The organism is Carnobacterium alterfunditum DSM 5972, from assembly GCF_000744115.1.
Classification (GTDB): Bacteria; Bacillota; Bacilli; order Lactobacillales; family Carnobacteriaceae; genus Carnobacterium_B; species Carnobacterium_B alterfunditum.
On the sequence record NZ_JQLG01000004.1, the window covers coordinates 1,674,215 to 1,699,505 of the forward strand.

17 protein-coding genes, 3 rRNA genes and 1 other annotated feature are annotated in these 25,291 nt (G+C 38.5%); of the genes, 16 read left to right on the plus strand and 4 right to left on the minus strand.

Annotation, left to right across the window (positions count from 1 at the left end; all coding sequences use genetic code 11):
• The first annotated feature begins 402 nt into the window (after positions 1-402).
• The 7 genes from BR50_RS08400 to BR50_RS08430 all read left to right on the plus strand — a co-directional run bounded on the left by BR50_RS08400 (position 403) and on the right by BR50_RS08430 (position 11,349).
• Positions 403-1,964: ribosomal RNA gene (locus BR50_RS08400) — 16S ribosomal RNA — on the plus strand.
• Positions 1,965-2,189: 225 nt separating this feature from the next.
• Positions 2,190-5,110: ribosomal RNA gene (locus BR50_RS08405) — 23S ribosomal RNA — on the plus strand.
• 89 nt (positions 5,111-5,199) lie between these two features.
• Positions 5,200-5,315 (plus strand): 5S ribosomal RNA (gene rrf, locus BR50_RS08410).
• Together the 16S, 23S and 5S rRNA genes form the textbook arrangement of a ribosomal RNA operon.
• A 275-nt stretch (positions 5,316-5,590) precedes the next feature.
• A complete protein-coding gene (locus tag BR50_RS08415) occupies positions 5,591-5,956 on the plus strand; it encodes a winged helix-turn-helix transcriptional regulator (protein ID WP_051905773.1) in 366 nt (121 codons plus the stop codon).
• A 71-nt stretch (positions 5,957-6,027) separates the two neighbouring features.
• Positions 6,028-6,274 (plus strand) — a binding site (T-box leader).
• A 91-nt stretch (positions 6,275-6,365) separates the two neighbouring features.
• Positions 6,366-7,412 (plus strand): phenylalanine--tRNA ligase subunit alpha, encoded by a 1,047-nt coding sequence (gene pheS / locus BR50_RS08420; protein ID WP_034547795.1) that lies wholly within the window; start codon positions 6,366-6,368, stop codon positions 7,410-7,412.
• Between the two features lie 4 nt (positions 7,413-7,416).
• A complete protein-coding gene (gene pheT / locus BR50_RS08425) occupies positions 7,417-9,834 on the plus strand; it encodes a phenylalanine--tRNA ligase subunit beta (RefSeq protein ID WP_034547796.1) in 2,418 nt (805 codons plus the stop codon).
• A 183-nt stretch (positions 9,835-10,017) separates the two neighbouring features.
• Positions 10,018-11,349: an APC family permease gene (locus BR50_RS08430; RefSeq protein WP_034547798.1), complete on the plus strand. Its 1,332-nt coding sequence runs from the start codon at positions 10,018-10,020 to the stop codon at positions 11,347-11,349.
• Positions 11,350-11,409: 60 nt separating this feature from the next.
• On the opposite strand, the gene rnhC is transcribed toward BR50_RS08430, so the two are convergent.
• The gene (rnhC, locus tag BR50_RS08435; RefSeq protein ID WP_034547800.1) at positions 11,410-12,348 is read right to left on the minus strand and encodes a ribonuclease HIII; all 939 of its coding nucleotides are present in this window, start codon (positions 12,346-12,348) and stop codon (positions 11,410-11,412) included.
• Positions 12,349-12,504: 156 nt separating this feature from the next.
• Here rnhC and BR50_RS08440 point away from each other — a divergent pair, with 156 nt between their 5' ends.
• From BR50_RS08440 to trxA, 5 genes are all read left to right on the plus strand, one after another.
• Positions 12,505-12,801 carry a cell division protein ZapA gene (locus BR50_RS08440; protein WP_034547802.1) on the plus strand — a complete coding sequence of 99 codons (297 nt, stop codon included), beginning with the start codon at positions 12,505-12,507 and terminating at the stop codon, positions 12,799-12,801.
• Between the two features lie 23 nt (positions 12,802-12,824).
• Positions 12,825-13,376 carry a CvpA family protein gene (locus BR50_RS08445; protein ID WP_178377444.1) on the plus strand — a complete coding sequence of 184 codons (552 nt, stop codon included), beginning with the start codon at positions 12,825-12,827 and terminating at the stop codon, positions 13,374-13,376.
• Positions 13,377-13,524: 148 nt separating this feature from the next.
• Positions 13,525-15,891: an endonuclease MutS2 gene (locus BR50_RS08450; RefSeq protein ID WP_034547804.1), complete on the plus strand. Its 2,367-nt coding sequence runs from the start codon at positions 13,525-13,527 to the stop codon at positions 15,889-15,891.
• 116 nt (positions 15,892-16,007) lie between these two features.
• Positions 16,008-17,417 carry an ISLre2 family transposase gene (locus tag BR50_RS08455; RefSeq protein ID WP_034545297.1) on the plus strand — a complete coding sequence of 470 codons (1,410 nt, stop codon included), beginning with the start codon at positions 16,008-16,010 and terminating at the stop codon, positions 17,415-17,417.
• A gap of 260 nt (positions 17,418-17,677) precedes the next feature.
• Positions 17,678-17,989, plus strand: a complete 312-nt coding sequence (trxA, locus tag BR50_RS08460; protein ID WP_034547806.1) for a thioredoxin — start codon at positions 17,678-17,680, stop codon at positions 17,987-17,989.
• A gap of 72 nt (positions 17,990-18,061) precedes the next feature.
• Here the strand turns inward: trxA and BR50_RS12625 are convergent, their stop codons facing one another.
• Together BR50_RS12625 and BR50_RS08470 are read right to left on the minus strand one after the other, a co-directional pair.
• Positions 18,062-19,396: an IS3 family transposase gene (locus BR50_RS12625; protein WP_034547808.1), complete on the minus strand. Its 1,335-nt coding sequence runs from the start codon at positions 19,394-19,396 to the stop codon at positions 18,062-18,064.
• 116 nt (positions 19,397-19,512) lie between these two features.
• Positions 19,513-20,406 carry a helix-turn-helix domain-containing protein gene (locus BR50_RS08470; RefSeq protein WP_034547810.1) on the minus strand — a complete coding sequence of 298 codons (894 nt, stop codon included), beginning with the start codon at positions 20,404-20,406 and terminating at the stop codon, positions 19,513-19,515.
• Positions 20,407-20,715: 309 nt separating this feature from the next.
• On the opposite strand from BR50_RS08470, the gene BR50_RS08475 reads away from it, so the two are divergent.
• Complete coding sequence (locus BR50_RS08475) at positions 20,716-20,940, plus strand: hypothetical protein (RefSeq protein ID WP_034547811.1); 225 nt, start codon at positions 20,716-20,718, stop codon at positions 20,938-20,940.
• On the opposite strand, the gene BR50_RS08480 is transcribed toward BR50_RS08475, so the two are convergent.
• Entirely contained in the window at positions 20,904-21,863 is a 960-nt protein-coding gene (locus BR50_RS08480) for an IS30 family transposase (protein ID WP_034546336.1), read from the minus strand. The two genes, BR50_RS08475 and BR50_RS08480, sit on opposite strands and share 37 nt — an antisense overlap.
• 332 nt (positions 21,864-22,195) lie before the next feature.
• Between BR50_RS08480 and BR50_RS08485 the strand changes: the two genes are divergently transcribed.
• From BR50_RS08485 to uvsE, 3 genes are all read left to right on the plus strand, one after another.
• A complete protein-coding gene (locus BR50_RS08485; protein ID WP_034547812.1) occupies positions 22,196-22,918 on the plus strand; it encodes an alpha/beta fold hydrolase in 723 nt (240 codons plus the stop codon).
• A 284-nt stretch (positions 22,919-23,202) separates the two neighbouring features.
• On the plus strand, positions 23,203-23,850 hold the full coding sequence (gene trhA / locus BR50_RS08490; RefSeq protein WP_034547813.1) for a PAQR family membrane homeostasis protein TrhA: 648 nt from the start codon (positions 23,203-23,205) through the stop codon (positions 23,848-23,850).
• Positions 23,851-24,016: 166 nt separating this feature from the next.
• Positions 24,017-25,273, plus strand: coding sequence for a UV DNA damage repair endonuclease UvsE (uvsE, locus tag BR50_RS08495; RefSeq protein ID WP_034547814.1), 1,257 nt, complete (start codon positions 24,017-24,019; stop codon positions 25,271-25,273).
• Positions 25,274-25,291: the final 18 nt, after the last annotated feature.

Sequence of the window (25,291 nt, forward strand, 5' to 3'; positions counted from 1 at the left end):
GATTCAATGAGAAAAGACTTAATTAGTTCGTGTTTACTTAAAAAAAGAGTCGAGAGTTTAGAAACAACGAATTAATGTTTGTGGTTAATAGAAATGTGTTTTTTTTGTAAAAAAAACATTGACGATACTCTGAATCCCTGTTATATTAATACATGTCGCTGAGACAGGTTGAAACAAACCGACAAAGCGAGAAACAAAAATTAAAAAAGTTGTTGACAGACAGTTTGAGACATGATATTATAAGTAAGTTGTCACAAACAAACAACACGCTTTAGACCTTTGAAAACTAAACAAAGTAAGATGAAATAAATGTGAGGGTGACTTAGCAGTGCTAAGTCAACAGTAACAAAATTAGTGAATAATTATTCGCTAGCAATTCAATAATGAGCTTCAAGCATCATTTTATATGAGAGTTTGATCCTGGCTCAGGACGAACGCTGGCGGCATGCCTAATACATGCAAGTCGAACGCTTTGACTTCACCGGGTGCTTGCACCCACCGAAGTCAAGGAGTGGCGGACGGGTGAGTAACACGTGGGTAACCTGCCCATAAGAGGGGGATAACATTCGGAAACGGATGCTAATACCGCATATTTCTAAACGTCACATGACGAATAGAAGAAAGGTGGCTTCGGCTACCGCTTATGGATGGACCCGCGGCGTATTAGCTAGTTGGTGAGGTAATGGCTCACCAAGGCGATGATACGTAGCCGACCTGAGAGGGTGATCGGCCACACTGGGACTGAGACACGGCCCAGACTCCTACGGGAGGCAGCAGTAGGGAATCTTCCGCAATGGACGAAAGTCTGACGGAGCAATGCCGCGTGAGTGAAGAAGGTTTTCGGATCGTAAAACTCTGTTGTTAGAGAAGAACAAGGATGAGAGTAACTGCTCATCCCCTGACGGTATCTAACCAGAAAGCCACGGCTAACTACGTGCCAGCAGCCGCGGTAATACGTAGGTGGCAAGCGTTGTCCGGATTTATTGGGCGTAAAGCGAGCGCAGGCGGTTCTTTAAGTCTGATGTGAAAGCCCCCGGCTCAACCGGGGAAGGTCATTGGAAACTGGGGAACTTGAGTGCAGAAGAGGAGAGTGGAATTCCACGTGTAGCGGTGAAATGCGTAGATATGTGGAGGAACACCAGTGGCGAAGGCGACTCTCTGGTCTGTAACTGACGCTGAGGCTCGAAAGCGTGGGGAGCAAACAGGATTAGATACCCTGGTAGTCCACGCCGTAAACGATGAGTGCTAAGTGTTGGAGGGTTTCCGCCCTTCAGTGCTGCAGCTAACGCATTAAGCACTCCGCCTGGGGAGTACGACCGCAAGGTTGAAACTCAAAGGAATTGACGGGGACCCGCACAAGCGGTGGAGCATGTGGTTTAATTCGAAGCAACGCGAAGAACCTTACCAGGTCTTGACATCCTTTGACAACCCTAGAGATAGGGCTTTCCCTTCGGGGACAAAGTGACAGGTGGTGCATGGTTGTCGTCAGCTCGTGTCGTGAGATGTTGGGTTAAGTCCCGCAACGAGCGCAACCCCTATTATTAGTTGCCAGCATTCAGTTGGGCACTCTAGTGAGACTGCCGGTGATAAACCGGAGGAAGGTGGGGATGACGTCAAATCATCATGCCCCTTATGACCTGGGCTACACACGTGCTACAATGGATGGTACAACGAGTCGCAAAGTCGCGAGGCTAAGCTAATCTCTTAAAGCCATTCTCAGTTCGGATTGTAGGCTGCAACTCGCCTGCATGAAGCCGGAATCGCTAGTAATCGCGGATCAGCACGCCGCGGTGAATACGTTCCCGGGTCTTGTACACACCGCCCGTCACACCACGAGAGTTTGTAACACCCGAAATCGGTGAGGTAACCCTTTTGGGAGCCAGCCGCCTAAGGTGGGACAGATAATTGGGGTGAAGTCGTAACAAGGTAGCCGTATCGGAAGGTGCGGCTGGATCACCTCCTTTCTAAGGAATATAACGGAAACCCACACATTCATCTTATCTTTGTTTAGTTTTGAGAGGTCTAATCTTCTCAATCTTTTTAATTGAAGCACCTTGTTCTTTGAAAACTGGATAAAGTTAAAAATCGTAATTTAAGTAAGAAACCAGAAACACACCGAAATTTTTAAAAAATAAGTTTTTTAAGGTTCTCATCGAAAGATGAGTATTAAACATTAACGATTAACCATAGGTTAAGTTAATAAGGGCGCACGGTGAATGCCTTGGCACTAGGAGCCGATGAAGGACGGGACTAACGCCGATATGCTTTGGGGAGCTGTAAGTGAGCTTTGATCCAAAGATTTCCGAATGGGGGAACCCAGCATCTTTGATAGGATGTTACTGCTGACTGAATACATAGGTCAGTAGAGGTAGACGCAGAGAACTGAAACATCTAAGTACCTGCAGGAAGAGAAAGAAAAATCGATTCCCTGAGTAGCGGCGAGCGAAACGGGAATAGCCCAAACCAGAAAGCTTGCTTTCTGGGGTTGTAGGACTGAACATATAGAGTCATAAATGAAGTTGGTAGGAGAAGCGACCTGGAAAGGTCTGCCGAAGAAGGTAAAAGCCCTGTAACCGAAACCAATTTCACTCTGATCAGTATCCTGAGTACGGCGGAACACGAGAAATTCCGTCGGAATCCGGGAGGACCATCTCCCAAGGCTAAATACTCCCTAGTGACCGATAGTGAACCAGTACCGTGAGGGAAAGGTGAAAAGAACCTCGGAAGAGGAGTGAAATAGCCCCTGAAACCGTGTGCCTACAAATAGTTAAAGCCCGTTAATGGGTGATAGCGTGCCTTTTGTAGAATGAACCGGCGAGTTACGATCACATGCGAGGTTAAGTTGATGAGACGGAGCCGTAGCGAAAGCGAGTCTGAATAGGGCGAATGAGTATGTGGTCGTAGACCCGAAACCAAGTGATCTACCCATGTCCAGGTTGAAGGTGCGGTAATACGCACTGGAGGACCGAACCCACGTATGTTGAAAAATGCGGGGATGAGGTGTGGGTAGCGGAGAAATTCCAATCGAACTTGGAGATAGCTGGTTCTCTCCGAAATAGCTTTAGGGCTAGCCTCGGAATTAGAATCATGGAGGTAGAGCAACTGTTTGGACTAGGGGCCCTTCTAGGGTTACCGAATTCAGATAAACTCCGAATGCCATTGATTTATATCCGGGAGTCAGACTGCGAGTGATAAGATCCGTAGTCGAAAGGGAAACAGCCCAGACCACCAGCTAAGGTCCCAAAGTTTATGTTAAGTGGAAAAGGATGTGGAGTTGCTTAGACAACTAGGATGTTGGCTCAGAAGCAGCCATCATTTAAAGAGTGCGTAATAGCTCACTAGTCGAGTGACCCTGCGCCGAAAATTTACCGGGGCTAAACATAACACCGAAGCTGTGGATAGAACCATTGGTTCTATGGTAGGAGAGCGTTCTAAGGGCGTTGAAGCTAGATCGTGAGGACTAGTGGAGCGCTTAGAAGTGAGAATGCCGGTATGAGTAGCGAAAGACGGGTGAGAATCCCGTCCACCGAATGACTAAGGTTTCCTGGGGAAGGCTCGTCCTCCCAGGGTTAGTCGGGACCTAAGTCGAGGCCGAATGGCGTAGACGATGGACAACAGGTTGAGATTCCTGTACCAGTTTGTTTTGTTTGAACAATGGAGGGACACAGTAGGCTAAGGAATACGTGCTGTTGGATATGCACGTCCAAGCAACAAGTTTTGAAGTGAGTCAAATGCTTGCTTCTTTAAGAACAAGTTGTGATGGGGAGGGAAATTAAGTACCGAAGTTCCCGATGTCACACTGTCAAGAAAAGCTTCTAGTTAGAAACAAACTGCCCGTACCGCAAACCGACACAGGTAGTCGAGGAGAGAATCCTAAGGTGTGCGAGAGAACTCTCGTTAAGGAACTCGGCAAAATGACCCCGTAACTTCGGGAGAAGGGGTGCTGACCAATTGGTCAGCCGCAGTGAATAGGCCCAGGCGACTGTTTATCAAAAACACAGGTCTCTGCAAAATCGTAAGATGACGTATAGGGGCTGACGCCTGCCCGGTGCTGGAAGGTTAAGAGGATGGGTTAGCTTTAGGGCGAAGCTCAGAATTGAAGCCCCAGTAAACGGCGGCCGTAACTATAACGGTCCTAAGGTAGCGAAATTCCTTGTCGGGTAAGTTCCGACCCGCACGAAAGGCGTAACGATCTGGGCACTGTCTCAACGAGAGACTCGGTGAAATTATAGTACCTGTGAAGATGCAGGTTACCCGCGACAGGACGGAAAGACCCCATGGAGCTTTACTGCAGTTTGATATTGAGTGTTTGTACAGCTTGTACAGGATAGGTAGGAGCCAATGAAGCCAGGACGCCAGTCTTGGTGGAGGCGTTGGTGGGATACTACCCTTGCTGTATGACCACTCTAACCCACAGCCCTTATCGGGCTGGGAGACAGTGTCTGACGGGCAGTTTGACTGGGGCGGTCGCCTCCTAAAGTGTAACGGAGGCGCCCAAAGGTTCCCTCAGAATGGTTGGAAATCATTCGCAGAGTGTAAAGGCATAAGGGAGCTTGACTGCGAGACCTACAAGTCGAGCAGGGACGAAAGTCGGGCTTAGTGATCCGGTGGTTCCGTATGGAAGGGCCATCGCTCAACGGATAAAAGCTACCCTGGGGATAACAGGCTTATCTCCCCCAAGAGTCCACATCGACGGGGAGGTTTGGCACCTCGATGTCGGCTCATCGCATCCTGGGGCTGTAGTCGGTCCCAAGGGTTGGGCTGTTCGCCCATTAAAGCGGTACGCGAGCTGGGTTCAGAACGTCGTGAGACAGTTCGGTCCCTATCCGTCGCGGGCGTAGGAAATTTGAGTGGAGCTGTCCTTAGTACGAGAGGACCGGGATGGACACACCTCTGGTGTACCAGTTGTTCTGCCAAGGGCATTGCTGGGTAGCTATGTGTGGACGGGATAAACGCTGAAAGCATCTAAGCGTGAAGCCCCCCTCAAGATGAGATTTCCCATCACGTAAGTGAGTAAGACCCCTGAGAGATGATCAGGTTGATAGGTTGGAAGTGGAAGTATAGCGATATATGGAGCGGACCAATACTAATCGGTCGAGGACTTAACCAAAGATTTAAACGGTGATAGACGGTCAATGAACGAAAACGATTTTTAACTTATCCAGTTTTGAGAGAATAATGTTCTCTTGATTGAAATTGTGTGGTGATGATGGCAAGAAGGTCACACCTGTTCCCATGCCGAACACAGAAGTTAAGCTTCTTAGCGCCGATGGTAGTGAAGGGTTTCCCTTTGCGAGAGTAGGACGTTGCCACGCAACCAAAAAGACATCATCTTCGGATGGTGTCTTTTTTCTTCATTAATTGAGTCACTATCAAATACTTCAGTTTATACTATGTGATCTCTTCGGAAAATAATTGTTTTTGATAGTCCAAAGTTGTAAAGTGAAAAAGTATTCGTTTGTTTTTTTTAAAATGACGGAAATTTGTCTGAATAAAACAATTAATTGAATAAAAGGTTGACAAACGATGGCTGATTACTTACTATTTATAACTGATAATGCTATAATGATAAAAAAGAGGTGAAGAAGATATGATAACTATTAAAAATGAAAGAAAAAAAGTCTCTTGTGAAACTATGCAAAAAACTATTTGCCCTAAATTCGAACATACATTTGCTATTTTAGGCAAAAAGTGGATGGGACTTATCATTGAAGTGTTATTAGAAGGTCCTCAACGATTTAAAGATATTGCTGCTTCTATTCCAAATGTTAGTGATCGTGTATTAGTTGAACGTTTAAAAGAACTTGAACAAGAAGGTCTTGTGTCTCGTACGGTAGATCCAGATGCAACGATGAGAGTAGCATACAGCTTAACTGAAAAAGGTCAAGACCTTAAAGTAGTAATGGCTGATGTTCAAAAATGGGCCGATAAATGGATATGTGCACCAGAAGCCTAATCTTATTGAAAAGTACTTGACCTTTAAGTCAAACTTACGTTAAACTAAATGTGTCTATAAAAAGAATAGCAATAAATACAATGATGGAAAAAAAGTAATTTGGATAATCTAAATGAGAGAACAAGTGTCGTTGGCTGAAAACACTTGATTAGAAACCAAATGAACATTCACTTCCTGAGTTGACTTTGGGAATTACACTAAGCTTGTAAAAGTAATGAATAAAGTTCCGGTCTACGCCGTTATGTAAATGAAGTGTGAATTTTAGCGTAAGCTTGGTTCAAACAAGGGTGGTACCGCGAATGTAGCCTCGTCCCTTTTTAGGGATTGGGCTTTTTGTGTGCTCAAAAACAGCTTAAAAAAATCGATTCATTAAAGGATAGATCATAAATTTATTTAAAGGGGAATAAAGATGGACTTAAAAGATAACTTACAATTGTTAAGTAAGGAAGCTGTAGAAAAAATTGAAGCAGCAAAAGATTTAAAAACACTTGATCAAGTACGTGTAGCCTATTTAGGTAAAAAGGGTCCAATTACTGAAATTTCAAAAGGGATGAAGACTGTTTCTCCTGAAGAACGTCCGATTCTAGGCGCACTTGTAAATGAAGTGCGAAATGAAATTACTACAAACTTAGAAGCAAAAAAAGCAATTTTAGAAATGGAAAAAATCAATCGAGATCTAGAAAGCGAATCCATCGATGTGACATTGCCTGGTAGCCATGTAGCTGTAGGTCAATCGCATGTATTGACTCAAATAATGGAAGAAATCGAAGACTTATTTATTGGAATGGGGTATCAAATTATAGAGGGGCCTGAAGTTGAGGAAGACAGCTACAACTTTGAACGGATGAACTTGCCTAAGGAACATCCTGCTCGAGACATGCAGGATACTTTCTATATCACAAATGAAATTCTAATGCGTACCCATACATCTCCAGTCCAAGCTCGAACAATGGACAAACACGACTTTTCAAAAGGTTCGTTGAAAATGATCAGCCCTGGGAAGGTTTACCGTCGCGATAGTGATGATGCTACCCACTCTCATCAATTCCATCAAATGGAGGGTTTAGTGGTAGCAAAAGATATCACAATGGGAGATTTAAAAGGTACCTTAGAAGTTTTTGCTAAAAAACTATTTGGCGCAGAACGCGAAATACGCTTACGTCCAAGTTATTTCCCGTTTACGGAACCTTCTGTAGAAGTAGATGTCAGCTGCTTTAAATGTAGTGGAAAAGGTTGCAATGTTTGTAAACACACAGGTTGGATCGAAATTCTAGGTGCTGGTATGGTTCATCCGAATGTACTTGAAATGTCTGGGATCGATGCAACCATCTATAGTGGTTATGCATTTGGGTTAGGTCCAGATCGTGTAGCGATGTTAAAATACGGGATTGATGATATTCGTCATTTTTATCAAAATGATGTTCGTTTCTTAAATCAATTCAAGGTAAAGGAGTAAGAGCATGAAGGTATCTTATCAGTGGTTAAAAGAATATTTAGATTTATCAAATGTAACACCAGAAGCGTTGGCAGACAAAATGTCACGAACTGGTATCGAGGTTGAAGACGTCAGCATACCAGAGACAGGTTTGCAAAAAATCGTTGTTGGACATACAGTTGAAGTGGTCGATCACCCTGATTCTGATCACTTGCATATTTGTCAGGTAGATATTGGAGAAGAAGAACTATCTCAAATCGTTTGTGGGGCACCTAATATAGCTGCTGATCAAAAAATCATTGTTGCCTTGCCCGGATCTCGCATTACGGGAAATGTAAAAATCAAAAAAGGGAAAATGCGCGGTCAAGTATCAAACGGAATGATCTGTTCATTAGGTGAATTGGGTTTCTCTGAAAAAGTTGTTCCCAAAAAATATGCAGAAGGCATATATGTATTGTCAAAAAATGCTGTACCTGGGGATGCCGTATTTCCTTATCTTGCGATGGATGACGCAATTCTTGAATTGTCGATCACACCTAATCGTGCGGATGCTTTGAGCATGCGTGGGGTTGCTCATGAAGTAGGAGCCATCTACGATCAAAAACCGGTGTTTCCTTCTTTTGAATTAACAGAAGACGAAACAGATTCAGTGGAAAACTACATTAAAGTTGCTGTAGAAAACAGTGAAGATGCACCTAGCTATAATGTCCGCATCGTTAAAAATGTGAAAGTTGCTGAAAGTCCAATGTGGTTACAAACAAAATTAATGAATGCCGGTATTCGTCCTTTGAACAATGTAGTAGATATTACGAACTACATTTTACTTGAATACGGACAGCCTTTGCATGCTTTTGATTATGACCAACTACAATCAAAAGAAATCATCGTTCGTCATGCGAAAGATGGGGAGGCTCTAACCACTTTAGACGGTGAAGAACGTTCGTTAACTTCAGAAGATATCGTGATCACTAATGGTTCTATACCAGTAGCATTGGCAGGGACAATGGGCGGACTTGATTCAGAAATTGAAGAAGAGACTGTGACTGTTGCAATTGAAGCAGCTGTCTTCGAACCGATCTCTATTCGTAAAACAGCTAAAAGGTATAATTTAAGAAGTGAAGCGAGTTCTCGTTTTGAAAAAGGGATCAATCCTGCAACTATTGTGACTGCAGGAGATCATGCAGCAGCCTTAATAGCTGAACTAACTGGGGGAACAGTAGTAGCAGGCACTGCTTCTGAAACGGCTTTAGAAATAAAAAATAGTGTTGTCTCTATTACATTGGACAGGATCAATGGTTCTTTAGGAACTTCTATTACAATTGAAGAAGTAATGGTTATTTTTGAGCGACTTGGTTTTGATGTTAGTGAAAAAGATGGTTTATTCGAAGTTGTGGTTCCACCGCGTCGTTGGGATATTGATATAGAAGCAGACCTAGTAGAAGAAATTGCTCGTATTTTTGGGTATGATAATCTGCCTTCTACTTTACCAGTAAGTGCAGCTAGACCTGCAGCTTTAGATGACAAACAGCGTCTTATTCGCCATACACGCCGCTTTTTAGAAGGAGCAGGCTTATCACAAGCCATTAGCTATGTGCTCACTACTCCAGAAAAAGCTGCTCAATATACGATGCGTGAAAGTGAAGCAACTCAACTAGAAATGCCTATGAGTGAAGACCGCAGCACATTGCGGATGAATTTATTGAGCGGTTTGCTAGATGATGTTAGTTATAATAAAGCGCGAAAAAATAAAGATGTTGCTCTTTATGAAATCGGTCGTGTATTTTATAAAGAGGAAAGCCGAACGCTGCCAATTGAAGAAGAGCATTTGGGGGGAGTATTGACTGGATCTCTATTAGAAAAAGATTGGAAAGGTCAGCCTCAAAAAGTCGATTTCTTTGTTATGAAAGGCATATTAGAAGGATTACTAGCTGCATATGGATTAACAGAGGTTATAACTTTCGTTTCAGATAACAAACGTGAAGGAATGCATCCAGGACGTACAGCTGCTCTTTACTTAGGAGAAAAGGAAATTGGATTCGCTGGTCAAATTCATCCTTTAGCAGCAAAAGCATATGAGTTAGATGAAACTTATGCTTTCGAATTAAATGTACAAGCAATTGTAGATGCTGAAAAAGAACCGACTATTTATGAAGCTATCCCAAAATTCCCAGGAATGACAAGAGATATTGCTTTATTGGTAGATGAAACCATTACAAATCAACAACTAGTCGATTTGATTTATAAAAAAGGCGGCAAATATTTGATCAACGTACGCTTGTTTGATATTTATCAAGGTCAGAATATTGAAGATGGCAAAAAATCAATGGCTTATACATTGTCTTATTTAAACCCTACTGCAACTATGGTAGAGGAAGAAGTTTCGAAAGCTTTTGATAAAGTAACAAATGCGTTAGTTGAAGAGTATCGAGTTGTTGTTCGTTAAATCTAATTGCTATAGAAAAATTAGACAAGCGCGTTGATCGTATCGATATTGAATAATTTTTTAAAAAAATACAAAAGAGTCTTGCTAATAGCAAGGCCTTTTTGTTATGCTAGCAAGCACAAAACAAAAAAAGATTACAGTATCTTTTTTGCAGTCTAAAAAAGGCAATCCAGGGGGAAATTTATGGAAAAGAATGAGTTAAAAAAAGAAGTAAGTGGTCTTACGGCGTTAACTGTTGTAGTTGGAACAGTCATAGGGGCAGGTATTTTTTTCAAGCCAACAGCTGTTTATGGTGCAGCCGGTGCCCCGGGATTAGGCCTGTTAGCTTGGTTTGTAGCAGGAGTTATTACCATTGCTGGTGGATTAACGGTTGCAGAAATTGGAACGATCTACCCTCAAACAGGTGGAATGATGATTTATTTAGAAAAAGTATATGGAAGATGGTTAGGTTTTCTAGTTGGATGGGCTCAGATGATCATCTATTACCCAGCGAACATAGCAGCGCTAGCTATTATTTTTTCAACGCAATTTGTTAATTTATTTTCTTTATCCGATAATGTGATCGTACCAACAGCTATTTTAACGGCTATCTTTTTAATGGGCGTAAATTTTTTAGGAACAAAGTATAGTGGGCGGATCCAGACAGTCGCAACTATTTTAAAGTTGATTCCTCTTTTAGTGATCATTGTAGCAGGATTACTCTATCCTGGTGGAGGCGTAATAAGGTTGATACCTCTCTCAGTAGAAAGTCATCCAGTATTGACTAGTTTTGGATCAGCTCTTATTGCTACCTTGTTTGCCTATGATGGCTGGATCAATGTCGGAACACTTGCTGGGGAAATGAAAAATCCTGGCAAGATGCTGCCGAAAGTGATTATTGGAGGATTATCAATCGTTATGGCTGTGTATTTATTAACCAATATTGCTTATTTGTTTGTCTTAGACAGTACACAACTAGCCGGAACAGATACACCCGCTGCTTTAGTTGCTTCTCGTCTTTTCGATGGGATCGGCAGCAAGTTAGTGACGATAGGAATATTGATTTCCGTATTCGGAGGAATAAATGGCTATATCATTTCTGGGTTACGCGTTCCGTATGCTTTAGCAACTCAAAAAATGTTGCCGTTTAGCAACTGGTTTGCCAAAGTCAATCCTAAAACGAATTTACCAATTAACGGTGGTATTGTTATTTTAGGAATCGCCATTTTGATGATTTTGACTGGACAGTTCAATCAGCTGACAGATCTAATTGTTTTTGTTATTTGGTTTTTTATTACTTTAACCTTCATTGCTGTTATTATTTTAAGAAAAACCCAGCCAGACATTGAACGACCGTATAAGGTTCCTTTATATCCGTTCATCCCGTTGATCGCTATAATAGGAGGATTATATATCATCCTTAATACTTTGATTGTTCAGCCAGGAAATGCCTTTATCGGTATTTTTCTAACACTGATAGGAATACCGGTTTACTTCTATTGCAAAAAGAAATATGGAGTACCTGGAAAAGACTAAATGAATCAAAAAACCTCCACTCGCGGATGATCAACGAGTGGAGGTTTTTTTGAAGCATGATCAGCTTATGCCACTGATCTTCTTGGCTTTTTCTGTGTTCGCAAAATGCAACTTAGCGTATTTTCTAAGTAGCGGTATTCCACCTTGTTTTAAAAGTTTTGCAGCAACTAAATCAACAGTGCTGCCAGCCCCAGATGGGATTTTAAGACCTGCTTTTGCAGTTAATTCATCTAATCCTTTTAAGAAAGCATAACGAGCAATAATAGATGCAGCCGCTACAGCCAAATGATGGCCTTCGCCTTTTGTTTGAAAATAAACACTTTCTGTTATTTGATTTGGTTGATCATTGATGTGTTTAAAATAAGTCGCTGGCAGTTCAAATTGATCGATTAAAATGCCATCTGGTTTTTGAGGGCTGATTTTCTCAAGGACATGACCTAAAGCTTGATTATGTAAAATAGCTTTCATTTTACCTTGTGTCATTGTTGGTTGAATAGTATTGTATTTTTCAGGCATAACATTCAGTAAACTGTGCGGTAAGAAAGTAATCAAGTCTTTTGCTACACGAATAATTTCAGGATCCTTCATATCCTTCGAATCGCGCACGCCCAATTCCTTTAACAAAGCCAGTTGAGAATGGTCGGCATAAGCGGCAACAACCGTTAATGGACCAAAATAACTTCCGGTTCCGACTTCATCGCTGCCAATAACTGACCAGTTGCTAAAATCTTTTGGTAAAGGGGTATTCAAAGATGAAGCGGACGATTCTTTTTTTTTTGGTGCGACAATGGAGGCTTTGGATTTCCAAACAGCCGCTTCTTTTTCAGAATTTGCACCTTGAAATAATACTTTGCCGGAATTATACCCCGTTATATTTACGGCTTCTTTTTTAGCAGCAAAAAAACCGCCAGGAGGAGTAGATGATTTCAAATAATCAGTGTAATACTGTTTCATATCTATTAACGTTTTTTTGGAAACTAAGAGTACTTCATTAGACATTGTGTCACTCATTTCTTATTATTAATGCATTAGATAATAGTTTACCATATAATTCCAACCATTATAGGAGTGATATTAAAATGAAACGAAAAAATGTGCAACTATTAGGTGATTCATGGTAAAATAAGGGAAATGTAATTTTTAGGAGGGGCGGCCATGTCAAAAGGGAAAATTCGGTATAAAACTACTATAGCAGGAAGACCTTACACGATTATCGGAGCTAGACCCGAAGAACACATGAGGTCAGTGTCTAAAATGGTAAATGAGCAAATGCAACAGATTGAATCATTATCAAAAGGGTTGGACTCCGAACGTAGAGCAGTTTTAGTAGCGGTAAATGCTGTATCGGATCAAATTAATATGCAAATAGAATTAAATACTTTGCAAAAACAAATAGTAGAATTAGAAAAGAAATTAGAGAAAGCTCAGGAATTGAAAATAAGCGAAGAATAAATTCCTGAATAAAGGTGATAAATATGTTGATGACAGTTCTTATAATAGTTGTTTTGGCCATAGGAGCTTACAGTGGAGCTAGAAGAGGTTTGATTCTTCAATTCGTTTTGACAGTAGGTTACTTTGTTTCATACTTATTGGCAAGTCAGTATTATCAAATACTGGGACCACATTTAGAATTGATCGTCCCATATCCGTCTGCATCTGAAAGTAGTCAATTCGTTTTTTATGATCAAGCATTAGCTTTTAATTTGGATGGTGCTTTTTATAATGGTGTTGCATTTATCATCATCTTATTTATTGGGTGGTTGATCACACGGTTTATTGGCGGGTTATTAAATGTTGTAACAGTTATTCCTGTCATAAAGCAGTTGAATGCTTTAGGTGGGGCATTGTTGAATTTTATCGTTTCATACGTTGCTGTATTTTTAATTTTATTTTTATTGACGATGCTTCCGGTAGATGCAGTACAAGAAGCATTTAAGAATAGCTGGTTAGCACGTACGATTTTAGAAGACACACCAGTCATTTCAACACAATTGTATAACTGGTGGATAGAATTATCATTAAAGTAAGCAATCAGTTAAATAGTTTTAAAAAAATCGTTTCTCTTAAATTAGGGGGACGATTTCTTGATGTCAGCCAGATAATCATAACTTTCAACAGAAATAAGTTTAGAAAAATGAAACTTAATTAAATAAAATTAAGTACGAGGTGGAACAGATGAATAAAAAAATCCTTCAAACACTAGAATTCAATAAAATTATCCAAGCTGTCGTAAATCTTGCAGCATCTGATTTAGGGAAAGAACACGTCTTATCTTTAGCTCCTTCAATCAATAAGGAAGAAGTAGAATCGTGGCAAGATGAAACAGAAGACGGAACAAAAATTTTGAAATTACGAGGTAGAATGCCGATTCCAAAATTACAAAATGTTCGTCCCCATCTAAAACGTTTGGATATCGGTGCTAGCTTAAATGGATTAGAAATCGCACAAATCGGAAAAATTTTGCGTACAACTTCTGAAATAAATCGTTTTTTCGAAAAATTAAAAGAATCTGGAATTGAAATGAAACGGTTATATGATTTAGCTGAAAACTTTATTACAACACCTGCTTTGAATCAATCGATTCGTGAAAAAGTAGATGAAGACGGCCTTGTTATGAGTGATGCAAGTCCTGCTTTAAAAGGAATACGCACGGGCATTAAACGAGGGGAAAATAACGTTCGTGAAAAATTAGATGGGATCGTTCGCGGAAAAAGTGCGCAGTATTTAAGTGATACGATCATAACGATCCGCAATGATCGGTATGTCATCCCTGTGAAACAAGAATACCGCAGCCATTTTGGCGGCGTGGTACATGACCAAAGCTCGACAGGTCAAACCTTATTTGTTGAGCCGCAAAGTGTAGTAGAATTGAATAATCGCTTACGTCAGCTTCAAATTGAAGAACGTCGTGAAATCGATCGTATCTTAGCTGAAATTTCAAATGAAATCGCCCCATATAGCAAAGATATTTTAAATAATATGTTTTTATTAGGGAAATTAGATTTTATTGGTGCAAAAGCAAGTTATGCTAAAACAATTGCTGCTAATCGTCCATTTATCAATGATGAAAATGAAGTGAAATTATTAAGTGCACGCCACCCTTTACTGGATCCTGAATCTGTTGTAGCGAATGATATTTTAATTGGCGGAGAAAATCAAGCAGTCATTATCACAGGCCCAAATACCGGTGGGAAAACCATAATCCTAAAAACATTAGGATTATTGCAATTGATGGGACAATCAGGGCTGCAAATACCTGTTGCTCCAGATAGTCAAATCGGCATATTTACTGAAATATTTGCTGATATTGGAGACGAACAATCGATCGAACAAAGCTTAAGCACCTTTTCTTCACATATGACAAATATCGTTTCTATTCTAGACCGGATGGACAACAAAAGTTTGATTATTTTTGATGAACTGGGAGCAGGAACAGATCCACAAGAAGGCGCTGCTCTGGCAATAGCTATTCTGGATAAAGTAGGTACTGTCGGTAGTTATGTTATGGTAACGTCGCATTATCCTGAATTAAAAGCCTATGGCTATAATCGCCCACAAACAATCAATGCTAGTATGGAGTTCGATGTAGATACATTGAGTCCAACTTACCGTTTATTGATTGGCGTCCCAGGACGCAGTAATGCTTTTGAAATCTCTAAGCGATTAGGTTTAAGTGAAGAAGTGATCGATTCGGCTCGCCAATTGATTGATGGAGAAAGTCAAAATTTAAATGAAATGATCACCGATTTAGAAAATAGACGTAAAATGGCTGAAACGGAATATCTTGAAGTACGTTATTATGTAGATGAAGCTGAACAACTGTATATTGATTTACAAACAGCTGTGCAGCAGTTTTATACAGAACGTGAAGAACTAATGAAAAAAGCTCGTAAAAAAGCCAATAGTATTGTCGAAGAGGCAGAAGAGACAGCAGATCAAATTATTAAAGAGCTACGTAAAAAACAAATTTCAGGCCAGTATGAAGGTGTAAAAGAACATGAACTGATCGATGCTAAAAAGCAACTGTCTGGATTAAGACAAGAAGAAGCTTTAGCAAAAAATAAAGTGTTGAAAAAAGCCAAAGCGAAGCAAGTTATGAAACCAGGTGATGATGTTATGGTACAGTCATTTGGGCAAAAGGGCGTTTTAATGGAAAAAGCAGACAAAAACTTTTGGGTCGTTCAAATGGGTATGTTGAAAATGAAACTTAAAGAAAGTGATTTAACTCTGACTGAGCCAGAAAAAGAACCTAATCGTAAAATGATCACTTCAGTACGTTCAGAATCAAGCAGTCATGTTTCGCCTCAATTAGATTTAAGAGGTGAAAGATATGAGAATGCTCTAGCAGAACTAGACAAATATTTAGATGCAGCTCTTTTAGCTAATTATCCTCAAGTTACGATCGTACATGGAAAGGGAACTGGAGCTATCCGCCAAGGCGTGACTGATGCATTAAAAAAACATCCTTCAATAAAAGAATTCCATTATGCTCCACCTAATCAAGGAGGAAATGGCGCAACGATAGTAGAATTCAAATCATAAACGTATGTGTAAAATAGTTCTCGAGATGATTTTATTTTTTACTAGCAAAATGAAAGAAGGCGTTCTATCATAAATGTATGCTGAGCGGCAAATACATAGATGAAAGAGGCCTTCTTATGGATAGAATTATAACAAAATTATATGAAATAATAAAGGAATCGAGCGATTTAATCGCTACAGAGGAGTCTATACAACTCTATATGTATGAAGTATTCACTGAATTAGTAGGAGATATCTTCACCCATATGAATCAAGTGATCAAAGAACAAAAACAAGGCGAAGGCTGGAAAGTGAAACGAGACGATTGGAAAACCGTTCAGTTTATTTTTGGTCCTGTTCGTTATCGCCGTACCTTAATGGTCGATCAAGAGAGTCAAAATCATTATCCGCTAGATGACTGGTTAGGCATTCGAAACTACCAACGCCATAGTCCACTCGTAGAAGTGAAAGTAGCAGAACTAGCTAGTAAGTGTACCTACCGGGACACCGCTGAATTATTGAAAGAATGGACGGCAGTCACTATTAGTCACCAAACAGTCGGCAGTCTTCTTAAACGAGTTGGAGGAGCACAAGCACGTGAAGATGAAGAAATGGTAGTAGAACTAGACGAAGCCGTCGAGTTGCCAGAAGGTAAAAAAGTGGACTATTTTTACGCCGAGGCTGATGGCATTTTTGTTCGTGGGACGGAAAAGAGAAAAAGCTTAGAAGTTCGTCATGCGCTACTTTACGAAGGCTGGGAGAAAAATGGAAAGAGAGTCTCCTTAAAGGAGCCTAAAGCGATCATGACGACTAAAAAAACGGCTGGTTTTTGGGCAGAAGTTCAAGCCTTTACTGCGAGTCATTATGCGTTACAACAAGCTCAAGTCATTACCAATAGTGACGGTGGACAAGGCTATACCGCAGACAAATTTCAAGAAGCCTTTTCTCAGTCGAACTATCCTGTAGTCAATCAGTTAGACTCTTATCACATCTTCCAAGGCTTAAATCGCGCGTTTGGTTCACAGACTAGCCTCTTTAAACAGAAGGTCAATCAAGCTTTAAAAACACATGATTTAAATGAGTTAACAATCTGGTTGGATACTTATGAAAGCACACTAGACGAGACACCAGCAGTGGAAAAACTGACTACCTTTAGAACATACGTATTACGGAATTGGGATCGAATTTTCGATTGGCGTGAAAAAGTAGAACAGGTTCCGCAGGACGCAAGAGGTTTAGGCGCAATGGAGTCGAATCAGCGGCATATTTCTTTTCGGATGAAAAAGCGTGGGATGCATTGGAGCGAAGAAGGCTGTGAAGCCATGGTAAAGGTAAAACAAGGCATCTTAAATCACACGTTACGTGACGCCTATCTTCACCAACAAAATAGGAGTACGAGACAACAACGCAAGCTGAAACAAACGGTTCGTTTATCGTCGCTATTGCATCAGAAGACACGTCAGTCGGTTGGTGCAAAGGATGGGACAATGCCGTTGTATGCTTCTCATTCATCAGCAATGGGGAAACTCATAAAAAGTTTTCGTTAATTCCCTTCTGTTTGGGGAAGGTTCCTTGTTTTAGGAACCTTCTCCAAACGGATGGGCCAGCAAACGGCGGAGCCGTGCGGTAGTAGACGAGTGTACAAAAGTAGAACGCCTAAACTAGCAGGATAATAGGACGACCGAGAAAAACTTGACACAGACTCATAAACCTTTTGGTAGATATTAAAAGAAATTTTTGCTATAATAAACTGATGATGCAGCTTACTATTAATAAGCTGTAAAAATAGTTTTTGGGAGGAATAGTAATGGTACAAGCAGTAACCGATGCAAATTTTGAAGCAGAAACAAAAGATGGTTTATCAATAACAGATTTTTGGGCAGCATGGTGTGGCCCTTGTCGCATGCAATCACCAGTATTAGAAGAACTAGATGAAGAAATTGGGGATAAAGTAAAAATAGTGAAGATGGATGTTGACGCTAATTCTGAAGTACCAAGCTCTTTTGGTATTATGAGTATTCCTACGTTATTAGTTAAAAAAGACGGTCAAGTTGTTGAAAAGTTGATTGGTTATCACAATAAAGAACAAATCGAAGATGTTATCGCAAAATATAAATAATCAAAAATAATAAAAACAGGATTGGGACATTTTGAATTACTACCTTTAAACTAGACACTTAAAAAAACGATATTATGCAGTCCATAGAAGATGATCCCGATAAGCAACGGGGGTCATCTTCTTTAATTTTTTTTGATAACGACTATGATTGTAAAACGAAATATATTCTTCTACAGAATTCCACAAACCCTGAAGGCTTTCATGTCTTTCTGAGAGGATTACGTCCTTCATATGACCAAAAAAGGACTCCATTGGGGCATTATCCCAGCAGTTACCTCTTCTAGACATGGATTGTATAAATCCCATTTTTTCAACATTACTTTGATATGTAGGATTGGTGTAGTGGAAGCCTTGATCAGAATGCAAGTATCTTTCTGTATAAGGCATATCACTTGTGATGCATTCTAATTTTCCCAAAGTTTGATAAACCAAATTCATCTTTAAAGAAGTAGCGAAGTGGTGGGCAACGATCTCTCCTGTTGCACCATCCTTAACGGCAGAGAGGTAGGCCATTTGGCTATTACCGTAAGGTAAATATGTAATATCAGTAAGCAATACTTTATAAGGCGTTCCTCTATCAAAATCACGATTAACAAGATTTTTCTTGGTTTTGTGTTCTTGTGTTGCCTTCATCATTTTCTTGTAAGGTTTAGCTTTTCTAATGGGCGACATGATACCGTAGATTCGAAGGATTCTTCGAATTTTTTTATGGTTCATTACGATATCATATTCAGCTTCTAATGCCATCTTTATTTCTTCTACACCACATTTGTTTTTCTCAATGTATACTTGATAAAGCAATTCGAAATCATTGCTGTCCTGTTCGTACCTCTTATAACGTGTGGCCTCATTGTTCTTCCAATAATAATAACCACTACGACTAACTTCGGCAATTTCACACAAAGACTTAACCATGCCTTTAAGACTATATTCTCGTATGATTGAATTGATTAATTCATACCGCTCACAGGTTTTCAGAACGTTTCCTTTCTCGTTTTTCACGCTCCTTCCTTGAAATTCTAATTTTTTTACTAAATCTAAATTGCCTTCCAGATACGCTATACGTGCTTTTGCTTCTTCCAGCTGCTCCTCGATAGATCCCATTTTTCCGCCTTCTGATCGTGTACCTTTCCCGCGAGTTTCGGTATGGAAGCCTTCTTGTCCTCTTATTGCCATACTATTTTTCCAACGACGCACACATTGATGAGCTTTTCCTTTGCCTAGAAGATCTTCAGGCAGACCAGCATTTTCAAATATGGCCGTTGAGGTCATTCCACTCTTACTTTCCTTTACTACTTTAATTTTAAAAACAGGCGAGTAGGTAATGCTTTTTGAAGATGCTGATTTTACATTAGGATTTTTTTGCAATATCTCTATTTCATATTCTGTATATAATTTTTTGCTCATCAAAGAAACCTCCACTTAGAAACAATTCTATTAAAGTATAACGAAAATAAAATAAAAAAATAACCCAAAAACTAAAAACACTCTTTTTTTTGAGTGTCTAGTTTTCGGGTAGGGTATCATTTTGATTCTTCCCCCGAATAATGATCTAAATAATAAACAATTTCTTTTTTGAGTTCTTCCTTTAATGAAAAATCTTCAATGGCTTCCAATAAATAAAAACCTTTTTTGATCCATAGTTCTGATTCAGTTTTACCTAATTTAGTTAAAACAATACCTTTTCGTACATACAGTACGCCAAGCATGCGGTACCTTCCATTTTTTTTACTTAATGCGATTAAATTATCTGCTTTTTCAAGAGCTTGTATATAGTTTTTATTTTCCATTAGCAAGTAAATTAAATTCATGGAGTATGCCAACTTTAATGCTGTTGCCTCATGAAAATGATCGTAATTTTCTAATTCTACTAAGGCACGTTTTGAAATGAGAAGAGAAGTATCAAAATCAAAGAAGAAAAGGATATTATTCAATAAATGTAATTCTGTTAAGTACCACTTATCGAGCTGAGCAATTCGATGCCAAACTTTTTCGGCATGAGGTGCTGCTTGTGTTAAGTCATTGGTTTTTGAAAGTGTAATAAGAGCACTACAAATGTCAAAAATATCTTGTATAACATTATCTTTGTGTTCGGTTAAATAGATTTTCGCTGTTTCTTTAACTTTAAACAGAATCTTTAAATCACTATTTATGGCAATCGTTCTAAATTGATAGAGTATGGCATCTTTTCCCTGTAATTGATAGTCGTTATGAATGTAGTTGAATTCTTCATGGCTCATATCTAAATTATTTAAAACTTCAAAATATTTAGTGATGGTTGGAACAATACTGCCCATTTCAAACTTAGTGTAGGTCGAGCGTGCCATTGCATCTTTTGCAACATATTGTTGGGTATAGTTTTTATTTTCTCTTATTTTTTTAAAATCTTCACCAAAAGTTTGACAGATATATGTCATTAATAAACCTTCTTCCAAAAAAAAATGTGATTATATGAACATTATATAGGAAAGTATAAATCATTTGCTATAATGAAGTCAAAGTTAGGAGGGATTACATGAAGAAGATGTTGAAAAGGTTGGTAGCATTTTTGCCAGTAATCTGGTTCGTTGGCGGCGGAGGCTAAAGCAAGTCTAAGTTTGTCTTTCATTGCTTTGACCTTAGCTGGTTTTTTGAATGAGTAAGAGTTGGATAATCTACTGACGGCTTCTTGCTCATCTTTGGATCATAACAAATAGGCCTGTCGTTTTAAGAGTGGGAGGGACATTATGGAAGCAGATGTATTAGGAGTAAGAAATAGCTATGCTTATATTCTTGAGGGGAAAAATATTTTCAATACTTTACCTGTAGATGAAGATGATTTGATTGAAAATGCTGATGGAATTCTTGATTGTCCTTTTGACGGAGTTCTAAGAAAACATAAATTATCTTTAAGAGATTTAAATGATCTGATTTGTCAAATTAAGCTATACAAAATATCTTCATCCATGTAACTCATAAAAACTTCCAGCGGTGTTTGGTAATTTAATGACTTTCTTGGAATTATATTCCGTTTGTGTGCAACAGACGATACGAAAGCCTGATCAACTTCGTTGAAATCCATTTCTTTTGGCAATCCATCTTTTCGAAGAAGCCCATTAGAATTCTCGTTTAAAGCTCGTTGTGAAGGCGTTCCAGGGTCAGCGAAGTAGATAGCGACATCATGCTGGTTGCACAAAGATTTCCAGTTGGAGAACTCCTTACCGCAATCAAAAGTAATGGATTTGAATAATTTTTTTGGTATGGATTGGAACCATTGATTCATAGCACTCTCAATGTCGCAGGCTTTACGCCCTTTGGGCTTTAAGGTAATGATAGCTTTCGATAAAATCTCTACTAGAGTAATGACCGCACTTTTGTGGCGGACACCTACAATGGTATCTCCTTCGATATGACCAAATTCTTCTTTAAATGTTGGATAATCTATTATTCTTTCAGAGATATTTCGTTTATAAGCTTGTCTACCTCTACGTTCTTGATGTCCGTTAGGCTTTCTTTTCCCTTTCATTGGAAGGGTAGCTTCATCGAATGTTTTTTCTTTAAATTGTCTATAAAGTGTTCGTACGGAACAGTCTATTGTCATTTCTTTACGGCCAATAATGACATCAGGCGTCCAGCCTTCAGCTACTTTTTCCTTGATATAAAGATGTTGTTCTTCTGGTAAAACAACTTTTTCGCGTCCACACTGCTTCTTGTTTTTCTTATACCGTAGGTAATACTCGAAAGCTGTATGTCCTGCTCTGAAGAACCTGATAACATTATTAATCGGTGTTCGAGTACGATTCAAGTAAGCAGCTATTTTAGCAACTGGAATACCTTGATGGTAATAAGCTTCTATCATCACTAGTTCATCCATGGTAATATGGGTATAGGTCATTTGTGATCACTCCTTGTTTTCTATGGTTGGAAATACAATTAGAGTGTATCACGAATGGCTTTTTTATTTGTATAGCTTAATCTTACAATCCACGTGATATGAAAACCACAAAATTACTATTTGTAAAATTAGAGGGCGAAAAAACCATAGTTTTGAATACGATTTGTCTTAATTTAAATATGTAAGTACTTAAAATTAAATAAATGGACCGTAAAGCGTTGATCCTAAATTAACGCTTTTTAAACTGTTCAATTAAAAATATTGTTATACTTAAAGGGAGTACTTAGTATTATTTTCTAATAGACAAAATTATTAAGGGGTGGGTAGTTTAGATGAGAGCGATGTATATCCGATCAGAAGATGAGTACCTCTACTGCAGAGTTTTAGGAGATGGGGAACCTTTATTATTACTTCATGGAAATGGCGAAGATCATCAAATATTTGAGCAACAATTGCTGTATTTTAGTAAAAAATTTAAAGTCATCGCATTAGATTCGAGAGGACATGGATGCTCCAATCATGGGGAAAAGCTGTTAACATTTCAAAGAATGGCTCAAGATATCCTTGTAGTTCTACGCTACCTTAATGTATCAAAAGTAACGATCATGGGTTTTAGTGATGGAGGAAATTTAGCACTGTATTTCGCTAGTCATTATCCAGAAAAGGTAAACAAACTTATTGTGGTTGGTGCTAATTATAAAGTAGATGGATTAGAAAAAAAATCATTAACTGAAGTGAAAAGAGACTACATTTTATTTGCTATTTTAAGTAAATTTTCTTCGAAAGCTGAGAGAAAAAAACAAGTCATTGATCTTATGTGGCATAAATTAGATTTGAAATCTGTTGATTTAATAACCATAAAAGCTCCTACATTGGTAGTAGCGGGTGAGTATGATGTTATTGAAGAAAGTCATACTAAAAAACTGCATAAATTGATCAGCACCAGTAAGCTAGTCATCGTACCAAAAGCAAGTCATTTTTTGATGGTTGAAAAATATAAAGAATTCAATCAACTCGCAGAGAATTTTTTGTACGACAAAACCAGATTTTCTTAACTCATTTGAGCGTGTGAATAATTAGGAAGCAATCATATAGAAAGTCAGAACTAATTTCTTGAATAGTTTCGATGATATAAATTATACTAACAATGTAGAACTGTTAGTATAATTTATTATGAGTTGAAATTTTGCTTAATCAATTACTATTCAAACTAGTTTCGATAACTAGGTTGAATAGTAATTGAAACTGTGTTAATCTAATGTTAAATAGAAAATAAATGACAAAGATTTTTTTCAGCAATAGTGCTTATTTGCCATGGGTTTTCAAGGAGGAAATAAATATGAGAGAAGAAACAATGTATACAAAGAAATACTTAGTCACCAATGAAGTTCTGAATGCAATCACTCATGGCATAGGAGCTATTCTAAGTATAGTAGGAATGGTATTACTCATTATGAAAGCTGTGAACACAGGAACCACTTTAGAATTGGTTTCTTATTGTATATATGGCTTTTCACAATTTTTACTCTACTTAAGTTCAACACTTTACCACAGCCTTATTTTTACACGTGCAAGAAAAATTTTTAAAATCTTTGATCACAGCAGCATCTTTCTGTTGATTGCTGGGGCATATACGCCTATCGCTCTGATCACGATCGGTGGGGCAATAGGATGGACCTTATTTGGGATTGTTTGGGTAATTGCTATTTTTGGAATTATTTATAAATGTCTCTGGATTGAAAAATTCAAAAAAATGTCGACTCTTTTATATATTGGTATGGGGTGGCTCAGTATATTTGCTGTCAAACCAATGTATATCGGATTAGGTTTTGAGGGATTTGCTTTATTGTTAGCTGGAGGACTCTCATTTACAATTGGGACCATTTTTTATAGTATGCGTAACGTTAAGTATATGCATGTCTTATGGCATTTATTTGTTTTAGCAGGTACTGGATTTATCTATTTTTCAATCTTGCTCTATGGATAAAAAAAAGTTTGAGGAAAGCAGATTGCTTTCCTCAAACTTATTTTTTGTTGCTAACTAATACATATGGCTTTAAGTGACTGGCTAGCCGCTAGAACTTTTCTTGTGTTTTTTTTAAAATAAGTTGTATAATTAGACAGTTGAATAAGATTATTCAAGGAGGAATGAGATGAGTATTGGCTATGCTTGTTTAACAATAGGAATTCCAGGAACAAGTATTAGAACTTGTCGGAAAGTAAATGCAACAGAAGAAAAACTAAAAGAATTGATTCTTTTTAATTTGGAGTCACTTGAAAATATTATAGATTACAATATAAAAAATAAAATCAAATTATTTCGTATTAGCTCAGATATCATCCCTTTTGGTTCAAGTCCGGTCAACACATTAGCATGGTGGGAACTATTTAAACCTCAATTTGAACAGATCGGACAAAAAATCAAAGCTGGTGGAATGCGAGTATCGATGCATCCTGGACAATATACGGTATTAAATTCACCAGATGAAGATGTTGTATCGAGAGCGATTGAAGATTTAAATTATCATGCACGCTTTTTAGATAGTCTTGGAGTCGGTTCCGAACATAAAATAGTGTTGCATATTGGTGGTGTCTACCAAGAAAAAGAGATTGCTGTGAAGCGTTTTGTCAGCAGTTATCAAATGTTATCAGATACAATAAAAAAAAGACTGGTAATTGAGAATGATGACCGTTCTTATACCGTTTCTGATGTATTATCTGTTAGTCTAACGACAGGAGCTCCGGTTATTTATGATAATCTTCATAATGCTATCAATACAAGTGATGTAACAAAAGATGATGCTTATTGGATCGAACTGACCCGCAAAACATGGAAGCCTGAAGATGGTCCTCAAAAAATACATTATTCTCAACAAAGTGCAATGAGCCGAATAGGGGCACATACGCGAACAATTTCACTTGATCCATTTATGGATTTTTATCATCAGGTCTCAAGAGAAGACTTGGATATTATGTTAGAGGTAAAAGATAAGAGTCTTTCTGCTATAAAATGCATTATTGCGACAACACCGCAGCAGCATGTCAAATTATTGGAAAAAGAATGGAGTCTTTATAAATACAGTGTTTTAGAAAGATCACCAAAGCTATATGATAAGATACGTCAATTATTAAAAGATAAAAATAGTTTTCCTGCACTAGATTTCTATCGTTTAGTGGATCAATCATTAGAAATGGAAGTGACAACAGGAACTGCGGTGAATGCTGCTGCTCATGTTTATGGTTATTTTAAAAATAAAGCAACAGAAAAAGAAAAAATTGCTTTTTTCAAACAATTAGATAAAGTTGAAAAAAATGATGGCTCACTAAAAACATTAAAGAAAATGTTGTGGAAATTAGCTGTAAACTACAATGAACCTTATTTGCTTGAATCATATTATTTTATACTTTAAATTAAATAATGCTTGAAA